This is a genomic window from Paracoccus sp. MC1854 (assembly GCF_014164635.1).
Taxonomy (GTDB): Bacteria; Pseudomonadota; Alphaproteobacteria; order Rhodobacterales; family Rhodobacteraceae; genus Paracoccus.
Map to the genome: position 1 here is coordinate 82,231 of NZ_JACJFU010000010.1, position 25,977 is coordinate 108,207.

Below are 25,977 nucleotides of genomic sequence, written 5' to 3' on the forward strand. Positions count from 1 at the left end.
CCATGCTACCGAATCCCCAGTCATATGACTTTCAGAGGATTCGGCATGGCTTACGCCACGATCGACTTTCACCACCCGCTGACCGGGGCGCTGAAGCAGGCGCCGGTCGGATTTTCCTGGACGGCGCTGTTCTTCGGCTTTTTTCCGGCGTTGATCCGGGGACACTGGGGCGGTGCAGTGATCATCTTCCTGGTGGGTTTCCTGACCTTCGGTCTGTCCGGCCTCGTGTTCCCGTTCATCTACAACAAGATGTATGTGAAGCATCTGCTGGGAGAGGGGTTCAAACTGTCCCGCGCCACGTCCGATCCGGCCGACCTGTCGCGCCGGCTACGGATCGAGTTGCCCTTTGACCCGGCGCAGGCGCCCCTTTCGCCGGCCTGACCCGGTCCGCGCCATCGGCCGGGCCACGCTGGCGCTGGTGCGCGGCACCGGCGCGGTCGCGATCTTCGCCGCGCGGGGGCTGGCTGCGCCCGGATTTTCCCTGCCGCGCCTGGCCGAGCAACTGCTGCGGATCGGCTGGCTGTCGCTGCCGGTCGTGGGGCTGACGGCGCTGTTCACCGGCGCCGCGCTCGCCCTGCAGATCAATGCGGGGGGCGAGCGTTTCCAGGCCGGCGACGTGGTGCCCGCCATCGTCGCCATCGGCATGGCGCGGGAACTGGGGCCGGTTCTGGGCGGGCTGATGGTGGCGGCGCGGGTCGCCTCGTCCATCGCGGCGGAACTGGGCTCAATGCGGGTGACGGAACAGATCGACGCGCTGGTGACGTTGTCCACGGACCCGATGGGCTGGCTGGTCGCGCCACGCCTGTGGGCCGCGATCCTGACGGTGCCGCTGCTGGTTGGCGTCGGCGACACCATCGGCATCATGGGGGGCTGGCTGATCGGGACGACGACGCTGGGCTTCACCTCTCAGGCCTACCTGTCAGGCTCCTGGGCCTTTCTTGAAACCTGGGACGTGGTGTCGGGGCTGATCAAGGGCGCGGTCTTCGGCTTTATCGTGGCGCTGGCGGGCTGCTGGTTCGGGATGCACGCGGGCCGTGGCGCGGCGGGCGTGGGCCGGGCGACGACGGGGGCAGTGGTGGTGGCCTCGGTCGGTATCCTCGGGGCGAATTTTGTCCTGACCGGGCTGTTCTTCACATGAGCGCCCCGGTCATCGAGACGCGCGGGCTGGCCAAGTCATTCCCCGGCCACAAGGTTCTGAACGGCGTCGATCTGTCGGTGGCGCAGGGGGAGAGCCTTGTCGTGATCGGGGGTTCCGGCTCGGGCAAGTCGGTGCTGATGCGCACGATCCTCGGCCTTGAGGAGGCCGAAGCGGGCGAGGTGCGGCTGCATGGCGAAGCCGCGACCTTTGCGGTGCGGGCGCGGTTCATGCAGGACTTCGGGATGCTGTTCCAGAACGCAGCGCTGTTCGACAGCCTTCCCGTCTGGCGCAACGTGGCCTTTCGCCTGCTGCAGAAGATGCCTGCTGCAAAGGCCCGCACCCGCGCGGTCGAGCGGCTGGCCCGGGTAGGCCTCGGACCCGAGATCGCCGACCGGATGCCCGCCGACCTGTCGGGCGGGATGCGCAAGCGCGTGGGCCTTGCCCGCGCCATTGCCGCCGACCCCAAGGTGATCTTCTTCGACGAGCCGACCACCGGGCTTGACCCCCAGCGCGCCGCCGCGATCAACCGATTGATCCGCGACATCGTGACCGAAACGCATGCGACCGCCGTGACCATCACCCATGACATGACCAGCGTGCGGACCATCGCCGATCGCGTGGCGATGCTGGACCATGGCCGCCTCCGCTGGCAGGGAACGGTCGCCGAGATGGACGGTGCGACCGACCCCGCCCTACGCGCCTTCGTCGCGGGTCAGGCTCTGGACTGGCGCCCTCTGGCCCTGCAGGATCAGCCGCGATGAAGCGGCCTGCAAGCAAGTTAAGATGCGAAGCCTTGCCTTCGCCCCGGCTCGCCGGCAACATGGAAGCGAGTCAATGACGAGGACGCAGTGGGTCTGACCCCGACGAACCTTTCCGCCCCGGCCGGCGAGATCCTGCTGGAGTTTCCCGACAACCGCCTGCTGATCGACCTGTGCGGCCCGCATGACCGGCACCTTGCCCGCATCGAGCAGGCGCTTGGCGTCCATGTCATCCGGCGTGGCAACCTGCTGGCGATCATGGGCCCGCCCGAGGCACAGGCCGAGGCCGCGCAGATCCTGCAGAGCCTTTACGCCCGGCTGGAACAGGGCCGCAATGTCGAGTTGAACGAGGTCGAGGCCGCCCTGCGGATGGGGACCGAGCCGGACGTGCCAGCACCAAGCCCGGCGCAGCAGCTCGAGATGTTCGGGCAGGGCAAGATCGAGCTTCGGACCCGCAAGAAGGTCGTCGAGCCCCGGACCGAGGCGCAGCGCGACTATGTCCGGGCGCTTTTCGCCAACGAACTTGCCTTCGGGATCGGCCCGGCGGGCACCGGCAAGACCTATCTGGCGGTCGCGGTCGGCGTCACCATGCTGATCGACGGCCATGTGGACAAGATCATCCTGTCGCGCCCCGCCGTCGAGGCGGGCGAGCGCCTGGGCTTTCTTCCCGGCGACATGAAGGAAAAGGTCGATCCATACATGCAGCCGCTGTATGATGCGTTGAACGATTTCATTCCGGCACGCCAGATGCAGAAGCTGGTCGAGGAAAAGCGCATCGAGATCGCGCCCCTGGCGTTCATGCGGGGGCGCACGCTTGCCAATGCCTTCGTGGTGCTGGACGAGGCGCAGAACGCCACCACCATGCAGATGAAGATGTTCCTGACCCGCCTGGGCGAAGGCTCGCGCATGGTCATCACCGGCGACCGCACCCAGGTGGACCTGCCGCGCGGGGTGCAATCTGGCCTGCGGGATGCCGAGCGCATCCTCGGCGGGGTGGCGGGGATCTCGTTCAGCTACTTCACCGCGCAGGACGTGGTGCGGCACCCGCTGGTCGCGCGCATCATCCAGGCCTATGACGCAGACGACGAACGCGGCGGCGATCCCGACGCCCCGCCGCAGAATCACGGCGCCTATCCTCCCCGGCGCGAATGGCGCGGACCGCGCAATGCCTGACACTCTTGAGCCGCAGCTTCATGCCGGACCGGACCCCGTCGATCTGGTGATCGAGGACGAACGCTGGCTGGACGTCGATCTGCAGGGCATGGCCGAGCGGGCGGCCGTCGCCACGACGCGCCACATGGGGATCGATCCGGTCGAGATCATCGTCATGGGCTGCGACGACGCCCGCATCGCCGGGCTGAACGACCATTTCCGCGGCAAGGCCAAGCCCACCAACGTGCTGAGCTGGCCCTCGGTCGAACATGCCCCCCGGAGACCGGGCGAGGTGCCGGTGCCGCCGGAGACGGATGAACTGGGCGACATCGCCATCAGCTACGATACCTGCCTGGCCGAGGCCGAATCACAGGGCAAGCCCTTCGCCGACCATGTGACCCATCTGCTGGTCCACGCCATCCTGCATCTGGCCGGCTACGATCACGAGGTCGAGGCCGATGCGGAAACCATGGAGGATGCCGAGCGTTCGATTCTCGCCGGCCTCGGCATCCCGGATCCTTACCGAGAGCATTGAATGTTCATGAACGATCCCCGAAGCCCGGACCCGCATCCCGCGGATGATCCCCAGGACGAAGCCTCCGAACCTCCGAGTTGGGACGAGGCGTCGCGTGAGCCGCGCGAGGCCCCCTCGCGCAGCTTCCTCGGCCGCATCTTCAAAACGCTGGGGCCGCTGTCTTCGGACAACGAGGACGGTCCTGATTCGATGATGGAGGCCGCCACCTCGGCGCAGGCGCCCAGCATCCTGAACCTGCGCCGCAAGACCGTGGACGACGTCGCGGTGAACAAGGCCGACATCGTCGCCGTTCCGGTGACCGTGGGTCTGCCAGAACTGGTCGAGGTCTTCCGCGAGCACGGATATTCCCGCCTGCCGGTTCATCGCGGCAACCTGGACCAGCCGCTGGGGCTGGTGCATCTCAAGGACCTCGCGCTCAAGCACGGCTTTGCCTCCAAGGGCGCGCCACGTTTCGCGCTGCGTCCGCTGCTGCGTCCGCTGCTTTACGTTCCGGGCACCATGCCCATCGGCGCGCTGCTGCAGCAGATGCAGCAGAAGCGCATCCACATGGCGCTGGTGATCGACGAATACGGCGGCGTCGAGGGACTGGTGACCATCGAGGACCTGATCGAGCAGGTGATCGGCCAGATCGACGACGAGCATGACGACAGCAATGATGAGTTGTGGGTGCAGGAACGCCCCGGCCAGTGGCTGGTGCTGGCGCGCGCGCCCATCGACCGGGTCGAGGCAGAGATCGGCACCAAGCTGGTCTGCGGCATTTACGAGGAAGAGATCGACACTGTCGGGGGGCTGATCTTCATGCTTGCCGGCCGAGTGCCGGTCGTCGGCGAGATCGTGCGCGACGACAACGGGGTCGAGTTCGAGGTGGTGGACGCCGACGCCCGCCGGATCAAGCGCGTTCGGCTTCGGCTTCCCGGCAGCGCAGCCGGGACAACGGTCGCCTGACGTCGCCACGGGCGCGATGCTTGGAAGGGCCTGCAAAAAGCTGTCGCAAGCCTTTGGCCGAATGCGAATCAGGCAGGGGTGACGTCGTGAAGGTTGCGGGAGAAGCCGGCGGTTGCCGTTGCCCATGCGCTTGCGGCGGTGCGCCGCCGATGGGCCGCCAGGGCTTCGGCATCGCGGAACAGTTCTTCGACGCGCCAGACCAGCGGATCATCGGTCTGCGCGATCTCGAAATAAAGGCAGCCGGGTTCGGCGCGACTGGCCAAGACATGGGCCTCGACATGCATCAGCAGGGTCATCAGTTGCGACGGGTCGGCGCAGGTGATGTGGCCCGAGCGCCCGATCTGGGCGCCCAAGGGGGCCGGAGGGCCGCTGTCATGGTGGTGGTGGCCGCAGCCGCAGGCACAAGCTGACATGAAGATGCTCCTGGAAAAGGTCAGCCCCTGATCAGGGCATCGAAGTCGGGATAAAGATCCTGGCGCGGCATTCCGGCGGAATAGCCCAGTTCGGCCGGCATCCGGTAGGGGTCGCGGCCCTCGGCCCCCGGGTGGCAGGCGCGCAGATAGCGGCGGGTGACGCTTTCGGTCGCGCCGAATACCTCGGGCAGGGGCCGGACCATCCAGCTTCCATCCGCGTCAAGGAAGGCGGGCCGGAAGGTCGAGCAGAAGAACTGCGCCGGCTGCGGCGCCGTCCAATCCAATCCCTCGGGCAGCCTGTCGGGATAGCTGCCGCCGACGTGCTCGCTTTGCGCCAGGCTGACGGTGGTTTCAACCCGCCGCCCCGGAACTCTGATGCTGCCGGTTCCGATCTGGCGCGCGGGGGGCTGATCGACCCAGGTGCAGACATCCATGTGGCAGCGCCCCGAAAAGACGGTGGACGAAGGCGGGGGCTGAACTGCGGCGGCCCGGACGCAGAGGGTGAAATCCGCCCCGCGCCAGCAGGCCCGGTCCTCTCCCATCCGCCGCGCCTCTCCCCAGCGGGAACGGACGCCGAAGGCGGTCAGGCCGCGCACCTCACCCACCCCCGCCGAGACGACGTCAAGCGACAGCGAAGTCGCGCCGCCCATCAGCCTGCCGTCCATCATGGCGATGCTGAAGCTGCCGCCCCGATGCGGCTGGAACCGGCAGGGGCCGTCCACACGCTCGCCCTTGACGGTGATCTCGCAGGTGGCGTTGTCGGCCTGGGCGGCGACTGCCGGAAAATACAGGCAGAGTGCGACAAGAAGGGCTTGCAAAAGGCGCATGACGAAAACTCGGGAAAACACCTCTGGCCCGATCATGCACAAGAACAGGCGCTTGCCAACGAATTGCTGAGAGTCGCCCGCAGGTCCGGCCGGGTTCCGCCCAATGGGTCTCAGCTTTCGCGCAGGCGGCGGTTCATTCCCATTCAATCGTGCCCGGCGGCTTTGAGGTGATGTCGTAAGTCACCCGGTTTATGCCCTTGACTTCGTTGATAATGCGCGTCGCCGTCTCGCCCAGAAACTGGTGCGTGAAGGGATAGTAATCCGCAGTCATCCCGTCCACCGAGGTCACTGCCCGCAGCGCGCAGGCGAAGTCATAGGTGCGGCCGTCGCCCATCACCCCCACGGTGCGGACCGGCAGGATCGCGACGAAAGCCTGCCAGATCTCGTCGTAAAGCCCGTGCCTGCGAATCTGGTCGATGTAGACGGCGTCGGCCTTGCGCAGGATCTCCAGCTTCTCGCGGGTGATCTCGCCGGGGCAGCGGATGGCGAGGCCGGGGCCGGGGAAGGGATGGCGGCGGATGAACTGCTCGGGCAGGCCGAGTTCGCGGCCAAGGGCGCGGACCTCGTCCTTGAACAGCTCGCGCAGGGGTTCCACCAGCTTGAGGCCCATCTTCTCGGGCAAGCCGCCGACATTGTGGTGCGACTTGATCGTGACCGAGGGGCCGCCGGTGAAGCTGACCGATTCGATCACGTCGGGATAAAGCGTGCCCTGCGCCAGGAACTCGGCCCCGCCGATCTCGGCCGCGTGCTTCTGGAACACGTCGATGAACAGGCGGCCGATGGTCTTGCGCTTGACTTCGGGGTCGCTGACGCCTTCCAGCGCGCCAAGGAACAGCTTGGATTCGTCGGCATGGATCAGCGGGATGTTGTAATGGTCGCGGAACATGGTCACGACCTCCTCGGCCTCGCCCAGCCGCAGGAGGCCGTGGTCCACGAAGACACAGGTCAGCTGGTCGCCGATCGCCTCGTGGATCAGGACGGCCGCGACCGAGCTATCCACGCCGCCCGACAGACCGCAGATCACCTTGGCGTCGCCCACCTGCTCGCGGATGCGGCGCACGGCCTCGGCGCGATAACCGGCCATAGTCCAGTCGCCGGTGAAGCCCGCAAGCCGGACGAAGTTTTCCAGCATGATGCGGCCGTTCGGGGTGTGATGCACCTCGGGGTGGAACTGGACGCCGTAGAAGCGCCGCTTCTCATCCGCGATCATCGCCAGGGGCGCATTGGGCGATGTGCCGATCACCGCAAAGCCGGGGGCAAGCGCGGTCACGCGGTCGCCGTGGCTCATCCAGACTTCCTCGCGCCCGTCGGCGAAGAGGCTGGCGAAGATGCCGTCCCCCGCGTGACCCGGCGCAGGTGTCACGAAGGCGCGGCCGTATTCGGCATGGTGGCCTGCCTCGACCCGGCCGCCAAGCTGCTGCATCATCACCTGCTGGCCGTAGCAGATGCCGAAAACCGGAATGCCGAGGTCGAACACCGCCTGCGGGGCGCGCGGGCTGCCGTCCCGCGTCACGCTGTCGGGGCCACCCGACAGGATCACCGCCTGCGGCGGATCTGCGCGCAACGCTGCATCCGTCACCGCCTGATAGGCGCGGATCTCGCAGAAAACATTAAGCTCGCGAAGCCGCCGCGCGATAAGCTGCGTGACCTGAGAGCCGAAGTCGATGATGAGCAGGCGCTGGTGCTGGGTCATGCTTGGCGCTTTAGGCCCGCGCGTTAGCGTCGGCAAGCCTGCGTTCAGAGGATTGCGCGCCAGAGGGCACAACGCCCCTTCATTCGGGCCAGAGCGCCGAAAGCGCTGTTGCGGGATCGTCGGCGGACCAGATTTCCGGCCCCAGGGCGATGAAGTCGGCCACCCCCCAGATCTGGCGGATCAGCGCGGCGTCAAGCGCGCCCTCGGCCACGACCGGCACCTCGATCATCTCGGACCACCACTGGAACAGATCGAGGCCGACAGGCTCTCCATGCCCCAGAGCCGTTGGGCCGCAGGGGCCGAAGGAGACATAGTCGGCCCCGGCCTCGGCCGCGTTCATGCCCTCGTGCCGCGAGGCGCCGCAGAATGCCCCGACGATGGCATCGGCGCCAAGCTCCTTCCGGGCATAGCGCACCGCTCGCGCACCACCGGTCAGGTGAACGCCGTCCAGCCCGTGGCGCAGCGCCAGGGCAACGTGATCCTCGATCACCACCGCCACGTCGCGGGCATGGGCGATGTCGCGGGCCAGATCGGCGATGCGGCCCAGTTCCGTCTCGTCCCCCGTGCCGGGCAGGCGCAGGCAGGCGACGGGATGGGCGTCCAGCACCGCCGACAGCCGCGGCCCGAGGTCGGGCGCGGGAATCAGGGCCGGGGCGATCAGGTAAAGCTGCGGCGCGTCCTCGGTCATGGTCGGTCCTTTCCTGCGGCGGACACGGATAGCGCAGGCAGGGGCGACGGGAAAGGGGGCAGGCTTGCCGGCCCCGCAGCGGGAGAGTAGGGGCGGCGCATGACCGAGATCTCCATGCCGCAGCCCGTCGTAATCCTGGTGCGCCCGCAGATGGGCGAGAACATCGGGGCCGCCGCCCGCGCGATGCTGAACTTCGGCCTGACCGGGATGCGGCTGGTCGATCCGCGCGACGGCTGGCCCAATCCGCGCGCCGTGGCCATGGCATCCGGCGCGGCGGGGCAGGTGCTGGACCGCGCGCAGGTATTCCCGACGCTGGCCGAGGCGATGTTCGACGTCGATCACGCCTATGCCACCACGGCGCGAGGACGGGAATTGACGAAGCCCGTCCATACGCCCGCGACGGCGATGGCCGAGGCCCGCGGGCTTGTGGCCGAGGGAGGCCGTGTGGCCCTGATCTTCGGACCGGAACGCGCGGGGCTGGAGAACGACGACATCGCGCGGGCCAACGCCATCGTGACCGTCCCGGTGAACCCGGAGTTTCCGTCGCTCAATCTCGCGCAGGCGGTTCTGCTGATGGGCTATGAATGGGGCCGCGACGCCCTGCCGGCCCAGCCCGCCCCTGCCGCCAAGCGCCCGCCGGGTGAAATCCCGGCGACCCGGCTGGAGATCGAAAGGCTCGCCGACCACTGGGAGGAGAAGCTGACCGAGGCGCGGTTCTTCTTCCCGCCGGAAAAGGCCGCGCCCATGCGGCTGACGTTGCGGAACCTGTGGTCGCGCCTGCCGTTGACCCGCGCCGATGTGCAGATCCTGCATGGCATGGTGCGGCAACTGACGTGGAAAAGCCGCGTGGATTGACCTTTGCGGGCCGGAACGCCAATGTCCGGCCGCATCCCGCAAGCGGACCGCAAGCGAACACCGAAGGGGCCCCGCATGGCCAAGCGCCCGATTTTCGAGGAGGTGTCCACCGCGACGCCTTCCGCCCGACCCGTCGCCAACCTGATCGACACCGCCCCCAAGGGTGCGCGCGGGGCGATCCGCGTCTGGCTGATCGTCCTTTTCGTGCTGGTCGCCGCAATGATAGCGCTGGGGGGCGCCACGCGGCTGACCGGCTCGGGCCTGTCGATCACCGAATGGAAACCCGTCACCGGCGCGCTGCCGCCCAGCGGTGCGGCAGCGTGGGAGGCCGAGTTCGCCAAATACCAGCAGATCCCGCAGTTCCGCGAGGACAACCCGACAATGGACCTTTCAGGGTTCAAGCGCATCTACTGGTGGGAATGGAGCCACCGGCAGCTCGGCCGCGCCGTGGGCCTCGTCTGGGCGGTGGGCTTCCTGTTCTTCTGGCTGACAAAGCGCATCCCGCCGGGCTGGACGCCGCGTTTGCTGATACTGGGCGGCCTTGGCGCGCTGCAGGGCGCCATCGGCTGGTGGATGGTCGCCTCGGGGCTGGTCGAGGGGATGACGGCGGTCGCCTCATATCGCCTCGCGACGCATCTTGGACTGGCCTTCGCCATCCTCGGGCTGATCGCGTGGTATGTGTTCCACCTGGACCGGCCAGAGGCGCAACTTATCCGCGCCCGCCGGGCCGGAGAGCCGAAGCTGTTTTCCATGACCACCGGCCTGATGCACCTGACCTTTGTGCAGATCCTGATCGGCGCCTTGGTCGCAGGGATCGACGCAGGGCGGCAATATACCGGCTGGCCGACAATGGGCGGCGAATGGATTCCGGCCGCCATCTGGGACCCCGCGCTCGGGTGGCGCAACTTTTTCGAGAACGCGGCGACTGTGCAGTTCACGCACCGTATGGTGGCCTATCTTCTGGCGATCTTCGCCGTGGTGGTCTGGATGCGCTCGCGCCGCTCGCCCCATCCGGTGACACGCGGCGCCTTCACGGTGATGATCGCGGCGGTCGCCTTCCAGATCGTGCTGGGCATCGTCACGGTGATGCGCGGCGCGCCCTTGGGCGAGGCGCTGGCGCACCAGTTCGGCGCGGTGGCGCTGTTCGTCCTCATCATCCGGGCGCGGCACCACGCCCGTTATCCTTATGAAACCAGCGTCAGGGGGACGATCCGATGATTTCGGAGAATGCAGCGATGAATGCCCTTCTGGCCTTTCAGCGCCAGACCGAGGCGCTGTCTTCGGTCGCCGAGCGGCTGTCATGGGACCAGGAAACCATGATGCCACGCGGCGCGGTCGAGCAGCGGTCCGAGGAAATGGCCGCGATCGAAGCCGTCCTGCACGAGCGCCGCACCGATCCCCGCATCGGCGAATGGCTGGACGCCGCCGACCCGCAGACGGAAAACGAGGAGCGCATTCTCGCGCTAATCGGCCGCGACCATGCTCGGGCGAACGCAATTCCCGCCGATCTCGCGACAGAACTCGCGCGGCAGACGAGTCTCGGGCAGGGGATATGGGCCGGGGCGCGGGCCAACGAGGAGCCGGCGGACTTCCTGCCGACGCTGGACCAGATCCTCGTGCTGAAGCAGGATCAGGCCCATGCGCTGGTGGCCGCGGGCTTCGGCGGTGGCGACCCTTACGACGCGCTGCTGGATGATTATGAACCCGGCACCACGCAGGCCGAGATCGCGTCCCTGTTCGAGGCGATGCGCCCCCGGCTGGTGCAGTTGCGCGAGGCTGTGCTGGGCGCCCCCGACCAGCCCGCGCCGCTGGAAGGGCGCTTCCCGCAGGAAGGTCAGATGCGTCTTGCCCGCGCCTGCGCGACGGGCTTCGGCTATGACTGGACGCGCGGGCGGATGGACATCGCGGTGCATCCCTTCTCCAGCGGGCGCTGGCAGGACAGCCGGATCACCACGCGGATCGTGGAAACCGACCCTTTCAACTGCATCTATTCGACCATCCACGAGGTCGGCCATTCCGGCTATGAGCAGGGGGTCGACCCCGACCACGCCTTCACCCCGCTGGGGCGCGGCGTGTCCATGGGCGTCCATGAAAGCCAGAGCCGGCTTTACGAGAACCAGATGGGCCGCAGCCGCGCCTTCACCGGCTGGCTGTTCCAGCGGATGAGCGACATGATGGGCGGGCTGTCGGTGCCCGACGCTGACGCCTTCTACCGCACCGTGAACCGGGTAACGCCCGGCCATATCCGCACCGAGGCCGACGAGGTGCAGTACAACCTGCACATCATGATGCGCTTCGACCTGGAACGCGACCTGATCGCCGGAAGGCTCTCCACCGACGATCTGGAGGAGGCGTGGAACGACCGCTTCCTGCGCGACTTTGGCGTGGCGGTGGACCGGCCCTCGAACGGGGTTTTGCAGGATGTCCACTGGTCGGTCGGGCTGTTCGGCTATTTCCCGACCTATGCGCTGGGGAACGTCTATGCCGGCGCCCTGAATGCGGCCATGCGCGAGGCGGTGCCCGATCTGGACGAGGCGCTGGCCCGCGGCGACGCGACACCGGGGACCGAGTGGCTGCGCGAGAACCTGCAGCGCCACGGCGGGCTTTACGAACCCGCCGCGCTGGTCGAGCAGGCGGTCAGCGGCCCGGTCACGCCCGAGCCGCTGCTGGACTATCTGGAAGGAAAGTTCGGGGCGATCTACGGCCTGTAAGGGGCCGTCAGATCGCCAGTTCCGACAGGATGCGGTCGGCCTCGGTCCGGCAGGGGGTCAGGGCTGAACGGTCCTCGCCGGGGAAGAAGCGGCCGCGGATGGCGGTCGGCATCGGCTTGGGCGTGGCGATAACGACGCGGGGGCCGATGCGCTGGTTTTCCGCCTGCCAACTGCGGGCAAAGGCGATCTGGGCGGCCTTGGTCGCGCCATAGGCGCCGAAGAAGGACTCGCCCCCGCGCGGGTCGTCGAAGAACAGCGCGGTGCCGTTGCGGGCGCGCAGCAGCGGCTCGATCAGGACCGACAGCCCGTGCGTCGCGGTGATGTTGGTCGAGATCGAGCGGTCCATGTCCTTGGGATCGACATGAGGCGCAGGCCCAAGCGGTGCCGCATGGATCGCCGCATGCGCCCACAGGTCGCAGCCGCCCCAGCGGTCCAGCACCGCCTGCACAAGCTGGATCATCGCTGCCGGCTGGGTCACGTCCATCGGCGCCAGCGTCGCGGCGCCGCCGACGGCGCGGATGCGGTCGTCCAGTTCTTCAAGCGCGCCGGTGGTGCGGGCAACGGCCACGACATGGTAGCCGCGCGCGCCCAGGCGCTCGGCAATGGCCGCGCCGAGGCCGCGCGAGGCGCCGGTCACGATGGCAAGTTTCTGGTCTTTGTCGCTCATGCCCAGTCCCTTGCCACCGCCCGCGTGCCGCCGCAAGCGGTGAATGGACGCAGGGGCGCGCTTACACGTTCAGCAGCAGATGCTCGCGTTCCCAAGGGCTGATAACCTGCAGGAACTCTTTGTATTCATTACGCTTGACGGCCTCGTAGACGGCCAGGAACTCGGACCCCAGCACCTCGCCCATGGGTTCGGACGCCACCATCTCGTCCAGCGCGTCGCCGATGTTCGTGGGCAGTTCGTCCTCGGATATGTAGGCATCGCCCAGGCATTCGGCGCGCGGGTTCGCCCCTTGCACCAACCCAAGGTAGCCCGTCGCCAACGAGGCCGCGAAGCCTAGATAAGGGTTGCAGTCCATCCCGGCCAGCCGGTTTTCCACTCGCCGCGCCTCGGGCGCCGAGATCGGCACCCGCAGTCCTGTCGTGCGGTTGTCGCGGCCCCATTCAAGGTTGATGGGCGCGGCGAAGTCCGGGACATAGCGGCGATAGCTGTTGACGTAAGGCGCCAGCAGCGCGATCGCGGCGGGCAGGTGGCTTTGCATTCCGGCGATGAAATGCAGGAACTCGGGCGTCTCGCGGCCCTTTTCGTCGGAAAAGATGTTGCGGCCCGTTGCCACGTCGATCACCGAGTGGTGGATGTGCATGGCCGAGCCCGGCTCGCCCTCTATGGGCTTGGCCATGAAGGTGGCGAAGCAGTCGTGGCGCAGCGCGGCCTCGCGGATCAGGCGCTTGAAGTAGAAGATCTCGTCGGCCAGCTTGACCGGGTCGCCGTGGGCCAGGTTGATTTCCACCTGCCCCGCGCCGCCTTCCTGCAGGATGCCGTCGATCTCGAAGCCCTGCGCCTCGGCGAAGTCGTAGATGTCGTCGATCACCTTGCCGTATTCGTCCACCGCCGACAGCGAATAGGCCTGCTTGGCCGCCGCGCGACGGCCCGAGCGGCCCATCGGCGGCTGGATCGGCTGGTTCGGGTCGATGTTGCGGGCGACGAGGAAGAACTCCATCTCGGGCGCCACGATGGGGCGCCAGCCGCGTTCGGCGTAAAGGCCGACGATGCGCTTCAGCACGTTGCGCGGCGCCATCGGCACCGGCCGCCCCTGCTGGTCGAAGACGTCGTGGATCACCTGCAGGGTCACGTCGGCCGTCCAGGGCGCGGCTGAAACGGTGTCGAAATCCGGGACCAGCACCATGTCGGGCTCGGTGAAGGCCCCGGCCGGGTTGTCGGCCCATTCCCCCGTGATAGTCTGCAGGAAGATCGAGTTCGGCAGGTAGAAGCTTTCCTGCCGCGCGAACTTGGATGCAGGCATGGCCTTGCCGCGGGCGACGCCCGCCATGTCGGGAACGATGCACTCGATCTCGTCGAGCCGTCGGCCCTCGACATAATCGCGGGCGGGTTGGGGGATCTGCGTCAGCCAGTCTGACATGGTTACTTTCCGCCGGCTGGGCCGGCTTTCGCTTTCGGGTTCAGGCGCCGGGAACGATCCCGGCCATCGGATTGTCCTGCGCGGCAAGCCCGGCAATCACGCCCTGCCGGTCAGGAAGGCTGCGGTTCTGGCTGGCCTTCCACTTGCCGGTAACATGCGCCACCGGAATCTCAACTCCGACGATGCCGCGCAGTTGCGCCGCGACGAAGGGCGGGGGCGCGTCCCCGACCGACCAAGGGGTCTGCTGCGGGGCCTCGTGTCGGTCGGTCAGCGCGCCCACCTGCGCGCGCAGCCACGCGGGATCGTCGATGACGCGGGGCACGCCCCGGATCTCGACGGCAAGATAATTCCAGGTCGGCACCACCTTGCCGGTTTCCGCCTTGGTCGCATACCAGCCGGGCGAGACATAGGCCTGCGCACCCTGGAACAGCACCAGCACCTGCCTGCCCGTCTCCTGCATCTCGCGCAGATCGTCAAGCTGCCGGTTCGCGCGGGCGAGATGCGCGCGCAGGATGCCGCCGTTCGTATCGTGCAGGAAGGGGATGAGGTTCGCCGTCAACCCTTGCGGCCCCAGGCTGACGAGCGTGGCCAGCGGATGGGCGGCCATCAGCGCGGCCAGCACCTCGGGCCGGTTCTCGGCGAAGAGCGGGGGCACATACATCAGGTCAGGCCTTCCGCGGTCGTCTGCGGGTTCTTGAAGAACGCCTCGATCCTGTCTGCCAGCGCCAGGGGATCCGCCTGCCCCCGGCGGGCGCGGGCGCGGTCCAGCAGATCGGGCGGGACGGGGCCGCCGCGATGGTCGATCAGCCCGTCGATGAAGCCGTCGCGGAACTCGGGGTGGGGCTGCACCGTGAAGGCGCGGTGGTCATAGATCAGCGCGGCGGCCTGGCAGAACTCGTTGGTGCCGGCCACCGTAGCGCCGTGAGGCAGGTCCACCACCTGGTCCTGGTGCCAGGCGTTCAGCACCATCGGCTGGCCGCCGATGACATAATCGTTCGCGCCCACGCGCCAGCCGCCGGGATGCTTGACCACGCGCCCGCCCATTGCTTGCGCAATGATCTGGTGGCCGAAGCAGACGCCGACCATCGGCACCTCGGCCGCAAAGGCGTCGCGGATGAAATCTTCCAGCCGGGCAATGAAGGGGTGATTCTCGTAAACCCCATGGCGCGATCCGGTGATCAGCCAGCCCTGGGCGGCATGGACGCTTGCGGGGAAGTCCAGTTCTTCGACGTGATAGCTGTCAAAGGTGAAGCCGCGCCCGGCCAGCAGCCGCTCGAACATGTCGTCGTAGTCGCCGTGTTCGGCCCGCGTCACCTCGGGCGACTGGCCGGTCTTCAGGATGCCGATCCGCATCGGGAACTCTCATGATCGTGGTGGCGTCAAGGTAGGCTTGCCGCCGGGGGGGCCGCAAGGGGGCGGTCCGACCAAAGGCGCGGCTGGAACCCGGCCCGGGCTGCAGCTAGGTTCGCCCCAGGTTCATGCAGGAGACACCGCCATGACGGGATTGCGCGACGACGGACACAGCCATGTCGACCCCGACGGGCTGATGGAGTTCTCGGTCGTCTTCACCGATCGCAGCCTCAACCACATGTCGAAGAAGTTCCAGCAGGTCATGCGCGACATCTCGGACATCGCCTGCGAGGTCTATGGCGCCGACGGCGTGGCGCTGGTGCCTGGTGGCGGCACCTTTGCGATGGAATCGGTCGCCCGCCAGTTCGCGCGGGACGCCAATGCGCTGATCGTGCGGAACGGCTGGTTCAGCTTCCGCTGGACGCAGATCCTCGATGCCGCCGATTTCGACGCCGAGGCACAGGTGCAGGCCGCGCGTCCCGACGGGAACCAGCCGCGCCCGGCCTATGCGCCGGCGCCCATCGAGGACGTGGTGACCGAGATCGCCCGCACCCGACCCGCCGTGGTCTTCGCACCCCATGTGGAAACCTCGGCCGGGCTGATCCTGCCCGACGACTATATCGCCGCGCTGGCGGATGCCGTGCATGAGGTCGGCGGGCTGATGGTGCTGGATTCCATCGCCTCAGGCGCGATCTGGGTGGACATGCGAGCGCTTGGCGTGGACGTGCTGATCTCGGCCCCGCAGAAGGGGTGGAGCGCCTCGCCCGCGGCCGGGCTGGTGATGTTCTCGGGCCGCGGGCTTGAGCGGCTGGAGGCCACGACCAGCGACAGCTTCGCGCTGGACCTGAAGAAGTGGCGCGCAATCATGAAGGCCTATGAGGACGGCGGCCACGCCTATCATGCGACCTTGCCGACCGACGCGCTGGTGACCCTGCGCGATGCGATGGTGGAAACCCGCGAGATGGGGTTTGAGGCCGCGCGTGAGGCGCAATGGGATCTCGGCCGCAAGATCCGCGCGGCGTTGGCGGAACGGGGCATCCGCTCTGTCGCGGCCGAGGGCTATGCGGCGCCGGGGGTGGTCGTCAGCTATACCGATGATCCCGACATCCGCAGCGGCAGGAAGTTCGCCGAGAAGGGCATGCAGATCGCGTCGGGGGTGCCGCTGCAGGTCGGCGAGGGGCCGGAGTTCTCGACCTTCCGGCTAGGGCTCTTCGGGCTGGACAAGCTGAAGGACGTGGACGGCACTGTGGCGCGGCTGACGAAGGTGTTGGACGAAGTGCTGGCGGGATAAGGGCAGGACTTCGTCGAGGCGGCTGGGGGCGCTGCCCCCGTCGCCCTTCGGGCGACTCCCCCGGGATATTTTTGCGAAGAAGAACGCGGGAGGCCGGGCGTTACACGGCTTCTGTTGTGAAGAACGCCCGGTCGTGAGGCCGGGCGTCTCCTTGTCTCGGTGTGGCAGAAGGCGCAGGTTCGCGTGGGCCGGGCGCTTCCGCCGCAGTGGTCAGTCGAGGCTGACTTCGGCCTCGACCACGACGGGTTCCCACTTGGCCATCTCGGCCTTGACGTGCTCGCCCAGTTCCTCGGGGCCGGAGGCCACGATCTCGGCCGAGAACTCGGCCATGCGCTCGGCGACCTTGGGGTCGGCCATGGCCGCCTTGGCGGCGTTGGCCAGCACCTCGACCACCTCGGGCGGGGTGCCGGCGGGGGCGAAAAGGGCGTTCCAGCTATAGGTCTCGTAGCCCGGCAGCGTTTCCGAGATGGCGGGGACGTCGGGGAAGGAGGGTGCGCGTTCGGCCGTGGTAACGCCCAGCGCCTTGAGCTTGCCGCTGCTGATGTGGCTGGACGCCGAGGGCAGGTTGTCGAAGATCACCGGCACCTGGTTGCCCAGCACGTCCGTCAGCGCCGGACCCGAGCCCTGATACGGGATGTGGGTGATGTCCAGATCCGCCATCGACTTGAACAGCTCGCCCGACAGGTGCAGGGGCGTGCCGTTGCCGGACGAGGCATAGGCCAGCGGCTCGGCCTTGGCGAGATCGATCAGTTCCTGCACGGTATTGACGGGCAGGGCGGGGTTCACCGCCAGCACATTCGGCACCAGCACCAGAAGCGAGACGGGGGCGAAATCCTCGACCGCGTCATAGGGCTTGCGCTTGAGAATCAGCGGGTTCAGCGCGTGGGTCGCGACGGTGCCCATCAGGATGGTGTAGCCGTCCGGGTCGGCCTTGGCGACCTGAGACGCGCCCAGGCTGCCGCCCGCACCGCCGACGTTCTGCACGATGATCTGCTGGCCAAGCTCCTGGCTCATGCGGTCGGCGACGATGCGGCCCACCACGTCGGTCGAGCCGCCCGCGGCGAAGGGGATCACCAGCTCGATCGAGCGGGTGGGGAAATCCTGCGCGGCGGCGGCTCCCGCCAGCCCGAAGGCGAGCGCCGTGCCCATGAGGACACGGCGGGTCAGGGTCAGGGTCATGTCAACCTCCTGTCTGGACTTGCTTGTTATGGATTGGCGAAAGGCCGGGGCGCAAGGCGGCCCCGGCCCGTCGATCAGTCTTCGCTTTCGGTGAACACTTCTTCGCGCCGTTGGCGGATCTGGGGCAGGAAGACCAGCACCAGCACGATCAGCGAGACGATCAGCAGGCCCGCGCTGATTGGCCGCTCGATGAAGGTCATCGGATCGCCCCGCGACAGGATCATGGCGCGACGCAGGTTTTCCTCCAGCAGCGGGCCGAGGACGAAGCCCAGAAGCAGCGGCGCCGGCTCGAACCGCAGCTTGGACATGATGTAGCCCAGAAGGCCGAAGAAGGCGACGGCGTAAAGGTCGAAGGTGTTCGAGTTCACCGAATAGACCCCGATCGCCGACATCGCCATGATGATCGGGAACAGCACGTAATAGGGCACGGTCAGCAGCTTCACCCACAGCCCGATCAGCGGCAGGTTCAGCACCACCAGCATCAGGTTGCCGATCCACATCGACGCGATGATGCCCCAGAACAGTTGCGGCTGGTCGGTGACGACGCTGGGGCCGGGGACGATGCCTTGGATGATCATTGCGCCGATCATCAGCGCCATCACCGGGTTCGCCGGGATGCCGAGGGTCAGCAGCGGGATGAAGCTCGTCTGCGCCCCCGCGTTGTTGGCGCTTTCGGGACCGGCCACGCCCGCCAGCGCACCCTTGCCGAATTCCTCCGGCGTCTTCGACAGCTTCTTTTCCACCGTGTAGGAGGCGAAGGAGGCCAGGATCGCACCGCCCCCCGGCAGGATGCCGAGGACCGAGCCGATCCCCGTGCCGCGCAGGATCGGACCCGCCATCTCGCGGAACTCCTGCCTGCTGGGGAAGAGCCGGTTGATGTTGCGGGTCATGACCTCGCGGTCATGCTCGTTTTCCAGGTTGCGCAGGATCTCGGCGAAGCCGAAGACGCCGATGGCGACGGCGACGAAGTTCAGCCCATCCGCATACTGGGTGATGCCCATCGTGAAGCGGGGCGTGCCGGTGTAGATGTCGGTGCCCACGATGCCCAGCAGTAGGCCCAGGATCACGATCGCCAAGGCCTTGATGATCGAGCCATGCGCCAGCGCCACCGACATCACCAGGCCCAGCACCATCAGGCTGAAATACTCGGCCGCGCCGAACTTCAGCGCCACGGCGGTCAGCGGCGGGGCAAACAGCGCGACAAGGAAGGTCGCGACCGATCCGGCGAAGAACGACCCGATCGCGGCGGTCGCCAGTGCCGTCCCGGCGCGGCCCTTGCGGGCCATCTGGTAGCCGTCGATGGCGGTGACCGCCGACGAGCTTTCGCCCGGCATGTTGATCAGGATCGCGGTGGTCGAGCCGCCGTATTGCGCGCCGTAGTAGATCCCGGCCAGCATGATCAGCGAACTGACGGGTTCAAGCTGGAAGGTGATCGGCAGCAGCATGGCGATGGTGGCCGTCGCGCCGATGCCCGGCAGCACGCCGATCAGCGTGCCGAGGATGACGCCGATGAGGCAGAAGAGCAGGTTCGCCAGCGACGTTGCGACCGAGAAGCCCAGCGCAAGATTTGAAAGAAGATCCATTCCATCCTCCTCAGAACTGGACCCATGGTCCGAAGCGCCGGAACGGCAGCCCTAGGCCATAGCTGAAGATCAGCGTCGAGATCACCGTGACCAGCACCGCCAGCAGCAGCGCATAGCCGGGGCGCATCTTGACCGAGGCCTGCGAGGCGATCAGCGTGGTGATGAACAGCGCCGGGACGAAGCCCAGGCCCCGCACCGTCAGGCCGAAGAAGATCGGCGCCGGCAGGATGAAGAAGATGCCGCGCCAGGCGATGGGGCCCATCGGCTCACCCTCGCGGCCGAAGGCCTGCAGAAAGATCACCAGTCCCAGCAGGAACATCAGGCCCGACAGGATCATCGGGAAGTAGCCCGGCCCCATCCGCAGCGAGGTGCCGATCTCCAGTCCCAGCGTCTGCCAGCCGAAGAACGCGGCGACCGCCATCAGGCCCAGCCCCGCGATCAGGTCGGTGTTGTCCTTTGGTTTCGTGGACACGTGGTTTCCCTCCGGTCTCTTGCAAGGACTCGCCGCCCTTCATGGGGGCGGCGAGCGGGTGTTCTCAGGAACGGCGTGGAGGCCGGCGGATCAGTCGGCGTAGACGCCGGCGGCCTCGATGATTGGCTTCCAGCGGGCGATCTCGGACTCAAGCTGGGTCTTCAACGCCTCGGGCGTCATCTGCTCGACCGGCACCGGTTCGGTGCCGAGTTCGGCCAGTTGCCGGACCACGCCTTCATCCGCCAACGCCGCCTGCAGCGACTGCGACAGGCGCTGGTTGATCTCGGCGGGCGTGCCCTTGGGCGTGTAGATGCCGTGCCAGACCGCCAGTTCCATGTCCGGCAACCCGCTTTCGATGGCGGTCGGCAGGTCGGGGAACAGGTCCAGCCGCTCGGGCGTGGTGGCGGCATAGGCCTTGATCGATCCACCCTGGATGTGCTGGGTGGCGCCGGTGGTCTGGTCGCAGAGGATGTCAACCTGGCTGCCCAGCAGGTCGGTCATCGCCGGGCCGGTGCCCTTGTAGGGAACCGTGGTCAGTTGCGCGTCAAGCGAGTGCATCAGCAGCATCCCGCACAACTGGCTGACCGCCCCGATGCCCGCGTTGGCCAGCGTCAGGGTTTCGGCATTCGCCTTCACATAGTCGATGAACTCGGCCATGTTCGCGGGCTCGAAGTCCTTGCGGGCCGTGATGATCATCGGCACGTCCACGACCTCGCCCACATAGTCGAACGAGTTCAGCGGATCGTAGGGCAGGGTGCGATACAGCGTGGCCGAGGTCGCCATGCCCATGTGGTGCAGCAGCATGGTATAGCCGTCGGGGTCAGCCTTGGCGACGCGGTCCGCGCCCAGGGTGCCGCCGGCCCCGGTGACGTTTTCCACGATGATCTGTTTGCCCAGGTCGGCCGACATCCGTTCGGCCAGCAGGCGAGCGACGGTGTCGGTGGGCCCACCTGCCGAGAAGGGGATGATCATGGTGATCTGGCGCGCCGGATAGTCCTGCGCGAAGGCCGGAGCGGCCATGATCGAGGCGGCGCAGACCGCGCCCAGAAGTTTGGAAACCGACATTATTCCTCCCGGTATTGAATCGGATGGCGCAAGCTCCTCGAATGCGCCAATCGCGGAACGTTTGCGCGAGGATCGGCTTTGTTCAAAGCGCTTCGTCATCCCTTTCTGCCACTTTCCGTCATGCCCGGCAGCCGAATGGGTGGAAACAGTGACAAGCTTGAAACTTGATGTGTGGAAATCCACACATATGAGCCTCAGCCGCTGTCGTCCTCGCCGGCTTCGACGATCAGGCGGCGATCGAGACCGTATTTCTGCATCTTCTCGTAAAGCGTCTTCCGAGAGATCCCCAGCGTCTCGTAGACCGCGCGCAGGCGCCCGCCATGGGCGGCGATGGCGCCCGCGATCAGGCTGCGCTCGAATTCGGCCACGCGCTCGGGCAGGCGGGCACCCTCGGCCCCGACGCTCAGCGGGTCTTCGAGGCCGAGGACCATGCGCTCTGCGAGATTGCGCAACTCGCGCACGTTGCCGGGCCAATCCCGTGCGGCGAGGTCGGACAGGAAACCCGCGGGCACCTCGCGTTCGGGCAAGTTGTTGCGGGCGGCGGATTCGCGCATCAGTTGCAGGAACAGCAGCGGGATGTCCTCGCGCCGGGCCGACAGCGGCGGGACGTGCAGGACGGCGACGTTCAGGCGCCAGAACAGGTCCTCGCGGAACTCGCCGCGCTGGACGGGGGCGGCGAGGTCTTCCTTGCTGGTGGCGATGAAGCGCACGTCAAGCAGCACGGGGTCGTTCGATCCCAGCCGGGTGATGACCCGTTCCTGCAGCACCCGGACCAGCTTGGCCTGCAGGTCCAGCGGCATGGACCCGATCTCGTCCAGCAGCACCGTGCCGCCACGGGCATGTTCAAACTTGCCGTAGCGCGGCCGCAGCGCGCCGGGGAAGGCGCCGGCCTCGTGGCCGAACAGTTCGCTTTCGATCAGGGCGGCGGGCAGGGCGGCGCAGTTGATGGCGATGAAAGGCCGTTCCGCGCGCGAGGAGATGTCGTGCAGCGTCCGCGCCACCACCTCTTTCCCGACGCCGGTCGGGCCGATGATCAACGTATCGGCGTCCGACGCCCCGATGGCGCGCAGGCGATAGCGGAGATCCACCATGACCTGGGTCCGGCCGGGCAGACGCGCCTCGACATCGTCGCGCTTGCCCGCGACGGCGCGCAGTCGGCGGTTTTCCAGCACCAAGGCCCGGTGGTCGATGGCGCGGCGGATGACATTGGCCAGCTCCTGCACCACGAAGGGCTTTTCGATGAAGTCATAGGCGCCATTGCGGATCGCCTCGACCGCCAAGGGAACCTCGGCATGGCCGGTGAACAGGATCACGGGGATGTCGGGGTCGATCTCGTGGACGCGACCCAGCAGGGTCATCCCGTCCATGCCCGGCATTCGGATGTCACTGACGATGGCGCCGTTGAAGCCCGGCGCGGCCAGCGCCAGCGCCTCTGTCCCGCCGGTCAGCGCCTCGACCGTGAAGCCCGCCAGCCGCAGCGCCTGCGCGGTGGACCCGCGCATCTGGTCGTCGTCATCGACCAGAAGCAGCCGGCCGCCGCTCATGCGGGCCTCGCCACAGGCAGGCGGACGCAGAACTCGGCGCCGGGGCCGGCATTGCGGACCGCGATGGTGCCGCCGAAGTCGCGCACGATATTGGCAGTGATCGACAGGCCGAGGCCCAGCCCCGCGCCCATGCCCTTGGTGGTGAAGAAGGGGTCGAAGATACGTTCCGCGATGGCCTCGGGCACGCCGGGGCCACGGTCGCGCAGGCGGAGGGCGATCCACTCGCCCTCGGTGCTTGCCGACAGGGTGATGCGGCGGTCGTCCGTCCCCTCGGCAGCGTCGGCGGCGTTGGTGATGAGATTGACCAGCACCTGTTGCAGCCGCGTCGGTCCCGCCTTCAGCGGCGGAAGATCCGGCGGCAGGTCGATTTCCAGCATGGCGCCGCTGCTGGCAAGGCGTTGGGCCACGATGGTGCGCGTCTCGGGCAGCAGCGCGGCCAGGTCCACCGCCCCCAGCCGGTCGTCGGGCTTGCGGGCGGCATCGCGCAGGTGCCTGCCGATGGCCGCCATCCGGTCCACCAGCGACAGGATATGCTGCATGTTCTCGCGCGCGGCGGCGTAGTCGCCCCGCTCGATCAGGACACCGGCGCTGTCGGCATAGTTGCGGGCGGCGGCGAGCGGCTGGTTGATCTCGTGCGACAGGGACGCCGACATCTGCCCCAGCGCCGCCAGCTTGCCGACCTGCACGAGGCTCGCCTGCGCGGCCCGCAGCTCGGACTCGGTGGCGCGGCGCTCGGCGACCTCCTGCTCAAGCTGGCCGTTCAGGCGGGCGAGGTCGGCGGTGCGCGCCTCGACCCGACGTTCCAGTTCGGCTGTGGCGAACTGGTGCATGGCGATCCGCTCGGCCACCTGCGCCCGGCGCTGCGCCAGGATCAGCGCGCCGAAGACCCCGGCGCAAAGCAGCAGGACCAGCGTCAGCACCGCCATCCGCGCCTCGCGCCGCAACTCGGCGCTGTCCAGCAGCACATGGACGGTCCAGCCCGCCCGCGGCATCGGCTGCGAGACGGCGACGTATTCGCGGACCTCGCCATCGGACGCGATCCACAGGACCGGCACGCCGAAGCGGGTCACGCGCTCGACGCCCAGATCGGCAAGCTCGGCATCGGCATAGCGGCGGGTCTCGATGGTGCGGGCCAGCCGTTCTGGGGTGGGAGGCTCGAAGCTGGCGGAAAGCCAGCGCGGTTCCGATGACAGGAAGACCCGCCCCTCGGGGTCGGTGACGAGAAAGCGGTATTCCCCGTCATGCCAGGACTGCTCGATCCGGTCCACCGCGACCTTGACCGCGACCACGCCCGCAATCCGGCCGTCCATATCGAAGACGGGGGCCGAGAAGTAATAGCCCCGCACGGATGACGCGGTGCCGATGCCGTAGAAGCGGCCCGGCCCTCCGCGCATCGCCTCGATGAAATAGGGGCGGTAGCTGAAGTTGCGGCCGATGAAGCTGGCCTCGCCGTCAAGGTAGTTTGACGAGGCGATGGTGTCGCCGTCTGGGCGGATCACATAGATGTCCGAAGCATGGATGGCCGCGTTCTCGGCCGAAAGCCAGGCGTTGGCCGCCCGGCGCAGCCCGACGTCAGTGGGATGCGAGACGAGCCGCTGGATCAGGTCGAACTCGGCGATCAACTGCGGAACGACCTCGAAGCGGGCGAGATCGGCATCAAGGCCGTTGGCCGTCAGACCCAGCGCCATCTCGGCCCGTTCCTGCCCGGCTGACAGGTAATGCCGGAAGGCCATGCGCCCGCCCGCCCACAGGGTCACGGCCAGCAGCGCCAGCAGCAGCACCGCCAGCCTTGCGCCGCCGGACCGCGCAAGGCGGGCGGGGGGCCGGGGAAGGGGACGGGCGATCTCGGCGACCAACGGGCGATCCTTGGCTGTGCGTTGCGGCAATGTCGCAGTTCGGGCCTGTCGATTCAACGTGCGGGACGGGTGGTAACATCTGTGCCACTGGCGGGCCGGAAACCGGGTTCCGATATCGGTTTCAACGAAAGGACACCGCCATGCAACTCATCGGCATTCACCACCTGACCGCGATCACCGCCGACGCGACCGGCAACAACCGCTTCTACACGCAAACCTTGGGGATGCGGCGGGTCAAGAAGACCGTCAACCAGGACGACACATCCGCCTATCACCTGTTCTTCGCCGATGGCGCGGGCAGCCCCGGCACCGACCTGACCTTTTTCGACTGGCCGGCATCGCCGGAACGGCGGGGCACCCATTCGATCAGCCGCACCGGGCTGCGGGTGAATGAACCGAGCCTCGACTACTGGGCCGACCGCCTGCGCGGCGAGGGCCTGACCGTGGGCGGGATCGCCACGCTGGATAACCGCGCCACGCTGGATTTCGAGGACCCCGAGGGCCAGCGCTTCCGCCTGACCGCCGACCAGCCCGGCGCGGCGCATCCGTGGAACCGCAGCCCCGTTCCGGCCGAGCACCAGATCCGCGGCCTCGGGCCGATCACCATCTCGGTTCCCGACCTCGGCCCGACCGAGGCGGTGCTGACCCGGCTGATGGGGATGCGGCGGCTGGCCGACTTCCCCAGCCCGGACGGGCAGGGGCAGGTCCATGTCTTTTCCATGGGAGAGGGCGGGCCGGGTGCGGAACTGCACGTCGCCGTCCAGCCCGGCCTGCCGGTGGCGCGGCAGGGCGCGGGCGCCGTCCATCATGTCGCCTTCCGGGTCGCCGACAACGTGGCGATCCGGCAATGGGCAGAGCAGTTGAAGGCGCTGCGCGTCCCGTCCTCGGGCGAGGTTGAGCGCTATTACTTCCGCTCGGTCTATTTCCGCGAGCCGGGCGGCAACCTGTTCGAGATCGCGACCGATGGTCCCGGCTTCGCCGTGGACGAGCCCTTCGAGACGATGGGCGAGACGCTGTCGCTGCCGCCCTTCCTCGAACCCCGCCGCGCCCAGATCGAGGCCGGGCTGAAGCCGCTGGACTGAAGCGCCTTGCGTGGCTGCATCACCCGTGCAGCCAAGCCCCTGCGATCCGCAGGTCCTCGGCCGACAGCTCGTGCCCGGCCTCGATCACCCGCGCGTCGAGATCGGCGCCCGCCGCCGACAGCGAGGTTTCAAGCGCCGGGGCCATCCGCCCGTAAGGATCACGTGCACCCGTCACCAGCAGCACGCGCGTGCCCGTCAGGTCGGCGGCGGGCGGGCGTTCCAGAACCTCGATCCCGCGCAACAGGATCGCCTGCCGCATCGCGCCCGGATACAGGCGCAGGATCGCGCCCAACAGGTTGGCGCCGTTGGAATAGCCCAGAAAGGTCGTGCGGGCGGGATCGAGGCCCAGCCCCGCAAGCTCGGCCGCGATGAAGGCGACAAAGGCCGCCGCCTCGGCGCGGATGTGGTCCTGGTCGTAGGTCACGGCGTCGAAGCGGCGGAACCAGCGGTTGATCCCTTCCTCCTGCGAGCGGCCGCGGACGCCCAGCAGCCGGGCATGGGGGCTGAGGCGGCCCGCCAGCGGCATCAGGTCGGATTCGTCGCCGCCGGTGCCATGCAGCAGGACGATCACCGACCCGTCGGGTTGATCCGGCACCAGAAAGCGGTGAGCGAAGCTTGAATCGCGCATTCCTGCGTTCCTTCCACGTTTCCGCAGGACGATCGAAGCATGTTCCGTCCCCCGGATCGACCGGCTTTCGGTCCCGGCATTGACCTTGGTGCGGTTTTGCGGCATCAGGCGGCACCCGAAGGGCGCGG

The 25,977-nt window shown here is 67.8% G+C and carries 26 protein-coding genes; 11 read left to right on the forward strand and 15 right to left on the reverse strand.

Annotated features, from left to right (window positions below):
- Window positions 1–45 precede the first annotated feature (45 nt).
- From H5395_RS10470 to H5395_RS10495, 6 genes are all read left to right on the forward strand, one after another.
- Window positions 46–381, forward strand: coding sequence for a hypothetical protein (locus H5395_RS10470; protein ID WP_182792514.1), 336 nt, complete (start codon window positions 46–48; stop codon window positions 379–381).
- Window positions 347–1,138, forward strand: coding sequence for an ABC transporter permease (locus tag H5395_RS10475; protein WP_182792515.1), 792 nt, complete (start codon window positions 347–349; stop codon window positions 1,136–1,138). Before H5395_RS10470 ends, H5395_RS10475 begins: the two co-directional genes overlap by 35 nt.
- The gene (locus H5395_RS10480; protein ID WP_182792516.1) at window positions 1,135–1,899 is read left to right on the forward strand and encodes an ABC transporter ATP-binding protein; all 765 of its coding nucleotides are present in this window, start codon (window positions 1,135–1,137) and stop codon (window positions 1,897–1,899) included. The genes H5395_RS10475 and H5395_RS10480 overlap by 4 nt, the downstream gene beginning before the upstream one ends.
- Before the next feature lie 87 nt (window positions 1,900–1,986).
- Window positions 1,987–3,069, forward strand: a complete 1,083-nt coding sequence (locus tag H5395_RS10485) for a PhoH family protein (protein WP_182792517.1) — start codon at window positions 1,987–1,989, stop codon at window positions 3,067–3,069.
- Window positions 3,062–3,583, forward strand: coding sequence for an rRNA maturation RNase YbeY (gene ybeY, locus H5395_RS10490; protein ID WP_182792518.1), 522 nt, complete (start codon window positions 3,062–3,064; stop codon window positions 3,581–3,583). The genes H5395_RS10485 and ybeY overlap by 8 nt, the downstream gene beginning before the upstream one ends.
- Window positions 3,584–3,589: 6 nt before the next feature.
- Entirely contained in the window at window positions 3,590–4,528 is a 939-nt protein-coding gene (locus H5395_RS10495; protein WP_182792519.1) for a transporter associated domain-containing protein, read from the forward strand.
- Between the two features lie 68 nt (window positions 4,529–4,596).
- On the opposite strand, the gene H5395_RS10500 is transcribed toward H5395_RS10495, so the two are convergent.
- From H5395_RS10500 to H5395_RS10515, 4 genes are all read right to left on the reverse strand, one after another.
- Window positions 4,597–4,941: a putative quinol monooxygenase gene (locus H5395_RS10500; protein WP_220494968.1), complete on the reverse strand. Its 345-nt coding sequence runs from the start codon at window positions 4,939–4,941 to the stop codon at window positions 4,597–4,599.
- Between the two features lie 20 nt (window positions 4,942–4,961).
- Window positions 4,962–5,768 (reverse strand): hypothetical protein, encoded by an 807-nt coding sequence (locus H5395_RS10505; protein WP_182792520.1) that lies wholly within the window; start codon window positions 5,766–5,768, stop codon window positions 4,962–4,964.
- A 133-nt stretch (window positions 5,769–5,901) separates the two neighbouring features.
- Window positions 5,902–7,461, reverse strand: a complete 1,560-nt coding sequence (gene guaA, locus H5395_RS10510) for a glutamine-hydrolyzing GMP synthase (RefSeq protein ID WP_182792521.1) — start codon at window positions 7,459–7,461, stop codon at window positions 5,902–5,904.
- Between the two features lie 79 nt (window positions 7,462–7,540).
- Window positions 7,541–8,149 carry a thiamine phosphate synthase gene (locus tag H5395_RS10515; RefSeq protein WP_182792522.1) on the reverse strand — a complete coding sequence of 203 codons (609 nt, stop codon included), beginning with the start codon at window positions 8,147–8,149 and terminating at the stop codon, window positions 7,541–7,543.
- A 99-nt stretch (window positions 8,150–8,248) separates the two neighbouring features.
- Between H5395_RS10515 and H5395_RS10520 the strand changes: the two genes are divergently transcribed.
- From H5395_RS10520 to H5395_RS10530, 3 genes are all read left to right on the forward strand, one after another.
- Window positions 8,249–9,004, forward strand: coding sequence for an RNA methyltransferase (locus tag H5395_RS10520; RefSeq protein ID WP_182792523.1), 756 nt, complete (start codon window positions 8,249–8,251; stop codon window positions 9,002–9,004).
- Window positions 9,005–9,079: 75 nt separating this feature from the next.
- A complete protein-coding gene (gene ctaA / locus H5395_RS10525; RefSeq protein WP_182792524.1) occupies window positions 9,080–10,222 on the forward strand; it encodes a heme A synthase in 1,143 nt (380 codons plus the stop codon).
- Between the two features lie 17 nt (window positions 10,223–10,239).
- A complete protein-coding gene (locus H5395_RS10530) occupies window positions 10,240–11,715 on the forward strand; it encodes a carboxypeptidase M32 (protein ID WP_255434851.1) in 1,476 nt (491 codons plus the stop codon).
- Window positions 11,716–11,722: 7 nt separating this feature from the next.
- Here the strand turns inward: H5395_RS10530 and H5395_RS10535 are convergent, their stop codons facing one another.
- The 4 genes from H5395_RS10535 to H5395_RS10550 form a co-directional block, all read right to left on the reverse strand.
- Window positions 11,723–12,382 (reverse strand): SDR family oxidoreductase, encoded by a 660-nt coding sequence (locus H5395_RS10535; RefSeq protein WP_182792526.1) that lies wholly within the window; start codon window positions 12,380–12,382, stop codon window positions 11,723–11,725.
- A 61-nt stretch (window positions 12,383–12,443) separates the two neighbouring features.
- Window positions 12,444–13,799 carry a glutamine synthetase family protein gene (locus tag H5395_RS10540; RefSeq protein ID WP_182792527.1) on the reverse strand — a complete coding sequence of 452 codons (1,356 nt, stop codon included), beginning with the start codon at window positions 13,797–13,799 and terminating at the stop codon, window positions 12,444–12,446.
- 40 nt (window positions 13,800–13,839) lie between these two features.
- Window positions 13,840–14,460 carry an FMN-binding negative transcriptional regulator gene (locus tag H5395_RS10545; RefSeq protein ID WP_182792528.1) on the reverse strand — a complete coding sequence of 207 codons (621 nt, stop codon included), beginning with the start codon at window positions 14,458–14,460 and terminating at the stop codon, window positions 13,840–13,842.
- Entirely contained in the window at window positions 14,460–15,152 is a 693-nt protein-coding gene (locus H5395_RS10550; RefSeq protein WP_182792529.1) for a type 1 glutamine amidotransferase, read from the reverse strand. Before H5395_RS10550 ends, H5395_RS10545 begins: the two co-directional genes overlap by 1 nt.
- Window positions 15,153–15,294: 142 nt before the next feature.
- Here H5395_RS10550 and H5395_RS10555 point away from each other — a divergent pair, with 142 nt between their 5' ends.
- A complete protein-coding gene (locus H5395_RS10555; protein WP_182792530.1) occupies window positions 15,295–16,440 on the forward strand; it encodes an aminotransferase class V-fold PLP-dependent enzyme in 1,146 nt (381 codons plus the stop codon).
- Between the two features lie 210 nt (window positions 16,441–16,650).
- On the opposite strand, the gene H5395_RS10560 is transcribed toward H5395_RS10555, so the two are convergent.
- The 6 genes from H5395_RS10560 to H5395_RS10585 all read right to left on the reverse strand — a co-directional run bounded on the left by H5395_RS10560 (window position 16,651) and on the right by H5395_RS10585 (window position 24,139).
- Complete coding sequence (locus H5395_RS10560) at window positions 16,651–17,619, reverse strand: tripartite tricarboxylate transporter substrate binding protein (protein WP_182792531.1); 969 nt, start codon at window positions 17,617–17,619, stop codon at window positions 16,651–16,653.
- Window positions 17,620–17,693: 74 nt separating this feature from the next.
- Window positions 17,694–19,202 carry a tripartite tricarboxylate transporter permease gene (locus tag H5395_RS10565; RefSeq protein ID WP_182792532.1) on the reverse strand — a complete coding sequence of 503 codons (1,509 nt, stop codon included), beginning with the start codon at window positions 19,200–19,202 and terminating at the stop codon, window positions 17,694–17,696.
- Between the two features lie 10 nt (window positions 19,203–19,212).
- On the reverse strand, window positions 19,213–19,674 hold the full coding sequence (locus tag H5395_RS10570; protein WP_182792533.1) for a tripartite tricarboxylate transporter TctB family protein: 462 nt from the start codon (window positions 19,672–19,674) through the stop codon (window positions 19,213–19,215).
- Window positions 19,675–19,764: 90 nt separating this feature from the next.
- Entirely contained in the window at window positions 19,765–20,739 is a 975-nt protein-coding gene (locus H5395_RS10575; protein ID WP_182792534.1) for a tripartite tricarboxylate transporter substrate-binding protein, read from the reverse strand.
- 194 nt (window positions 20,740–20,933) lie between these two features.
- The gene (locus H5395_RS10580) at window positions 20,934–22,283 is read right to left on the reverse strand and encodes a sigma-54 dependent transcriptional regulator (protein ID WP_182792535.1); all 1,350 of its coding nucleotides are present in this window, start codon (window positions 22,281–22,283) and stop codon (window positions 20,934–20,936) included.
- Window positions 22,280–24,139: an ATP-binding protein gene (locus H5395_RS10585; RefSeq protein WP_234450858.1), complete on the reverse strand. Its 1,860-nt coding sequence runs from the start codon at window positions 24,137–24,139 to the stop codon at window positions 22,280–22,282. Before H5395_RS10585 ends, H5395_RS10580 begins: the two co-directional genes overlap by 4 nt.
- Window positions 24,140–24,279: 140 nt before the next feature.
- On the opposite strand from H5395_RS10585, the gene H5395_RS10590 reads away from it, so the two are divergent.
- The gene (locus H5395_RS10590) at window positions 24,280–25,221 is read left to right on the forward strand and encodes a ring-cleaving dioxygenase (protein WP_182792536.1); all 942 of its coding nucleotides are present in this window, start codon (window positions 24,280–24,282) and stop codon (window positions 25,219–25,221) included.
- A 19-nt stretch (window positions 25,222–25,240) separates the two neighbouring features.
- Here the strand turns inward: H5395_RS10590 and H5395_RS10595 are convergent, their stop codons facing one another.
- On the reverse strand, window positions 25,241–25,849 hold the full coding sequence (locus H5395_RS10595; protein ID WP_182792537.1) for an alpha/beta hydrolase: 609 nt from the start codon (window positions 25,847–25,849) through the stop codon (window positions 25,241–25,243).
- Window positions 25,850–25,977 lie beyond the last annotated feature (128 nt).

Coding starts and splice junctions, on each gene's coding strand:
- H5395_RS10470 (WP_182792514.1), top strand. CDS start 46: ATGGCTTACGCCACGATCGACTTTCACCACCCGCTGACCGGGGCGCTG.
- H5395_RS10480 (WP_182792516.1), top strand. CDS start 1,135: ATGAGCGCCCCGGTCATCGAGACGCGCGGGCTGGCCAAGTCATTCCCC.
- ybeY (WP_182792518.1), top strand. CDS start 3,062: ATGCCTGACACTCTTGAGCCGCAGCTTCATGCCGGACCGGACCCCGTC.
- H5395_RS10495 (WP_182792519.1), top strand. CDS start 3,590: ATGAACGATCCCCGAAGCCCGGACCCGCATCCCGCGGATGATCCCCAG.
- H5395_RS10500 (WP_220494968.1), bottom strand. CDS start 4,941: ATGTCAGCTTGTGCCTGCGGCTGCGGCCACCACCACCATGACAGCGGC.
- H5395_RS10505 (WP_182792520.1), bottom strand. CDS start 5,768: ATGCGCCTTTTGCAAGCCCTTCTTGTCGCACTCTGCCTGTATTTTCCG.
- guaA (WP_182792521.1), bottom strand. CDS start 7,461: ATGACCCAGCACCAGCGCCTGCTCATCATCGACTTCGGCTCTCAGGTC.
- H5395_RS10515 (WP_182792522.1), bottom strand. CDS start 8,149: ATGACCGAGGACGCGCCGCAGCTTTACCTGATCGCCCCGGCCCTGATT.
- H5395_RS10520 (WP_182792523.1), top strand. CDS start 8,249: ATGACCGAGATCTCCATGCCGCAGCCCGTCGTAATCCTGGTGCGCCCG.
- ctaA (WP_182792524.1), top strand. CDS start 9,080: ATGGCCAAGCGCCCGATTTTCGAGGAGGTGTCCACCGCGACGCCTTCC.
- H5395_RS10530 (WP_255434851.1), top strand. CDS start 10,240: ATGAATGCCCTTCTGGCCTTTCAGCGCCAGACCGAGGCGCTGTCTTCG.
- H5395_RS10535 (WP_182792526.1), bottom strand. CDS start 12,382: ATGAGCGACAAAGACCAGAAACTTGCCATCGTGACCGGCGCCTCGCGC.
- H5395_RS10540 (WP_182792527.1), bottom strand. CDS start 13,799: ATGTCAGACTGGCTGACGCAGATCCCCCAACCCGCCCGCGATTATGTC.
- H5395_RS10545 (WP_182792528.1), bottom strand. CDS start 14,460: ATGTATGTGCCCCCGCTCTTCGCCGAGAACCGGCCCGAGGTGCTGGCC.
- H5395_RS10550 (WP_182792529.1), bottom strand. CDS start 15,152: ATGCGGATCGGCATCCTGAAGACCGGCCAGTCGCCCGAGGTGACGCGG.
- H5395_RS10555 (WP_182792530.1), top strand. CDS start 15,295: ATGACGGGATTGCGCGACGACGGACACAGCCATGTCGACCCCGACGGG.
- H5395_RS10560 (WP_182792531.1), bottom strand. CDS start 17,619: ATGACCCTGACCCTGACCCGCCGTGTCCTCATGGGCACGGCGCTCGCC.
- H5395_RS10565 (WP_182792532.1), bottom strand. CDS start 19,202: ATGGATCTTCTTTCAAATCTTGCGCTGGGCTTCTCGGTCGCAACGTCG.
- H5395_RS10575 (WP_182792534.1), bottom strand. CDS start 20,739: ATGTCGGTTTCCAAACTTCTGGGCGCGGTCTGCGCCGCCTCGATCATG.
- H5395_RS10580 (WP_182792535.1), bottom strand. CDS start 22,283: ATGAGCGGCGGCCGGCTGCTTCTGGTCGATGACGACGACCAGATGCGC.
- H5395_RS10590 (WP_182792536.1), top strand. CDS start 24,280: ATGCAACTCATCGGCATTCACCACCTGACCGCGATCACCGCCGACGCG.
- H5395_RS10595 (WP_182792537.1), bottom strand. CDS start 25,849: ATGCGCGATTCAAGCTTCGCTCACCGCTTTCTGGTGCCGGATCAACCC.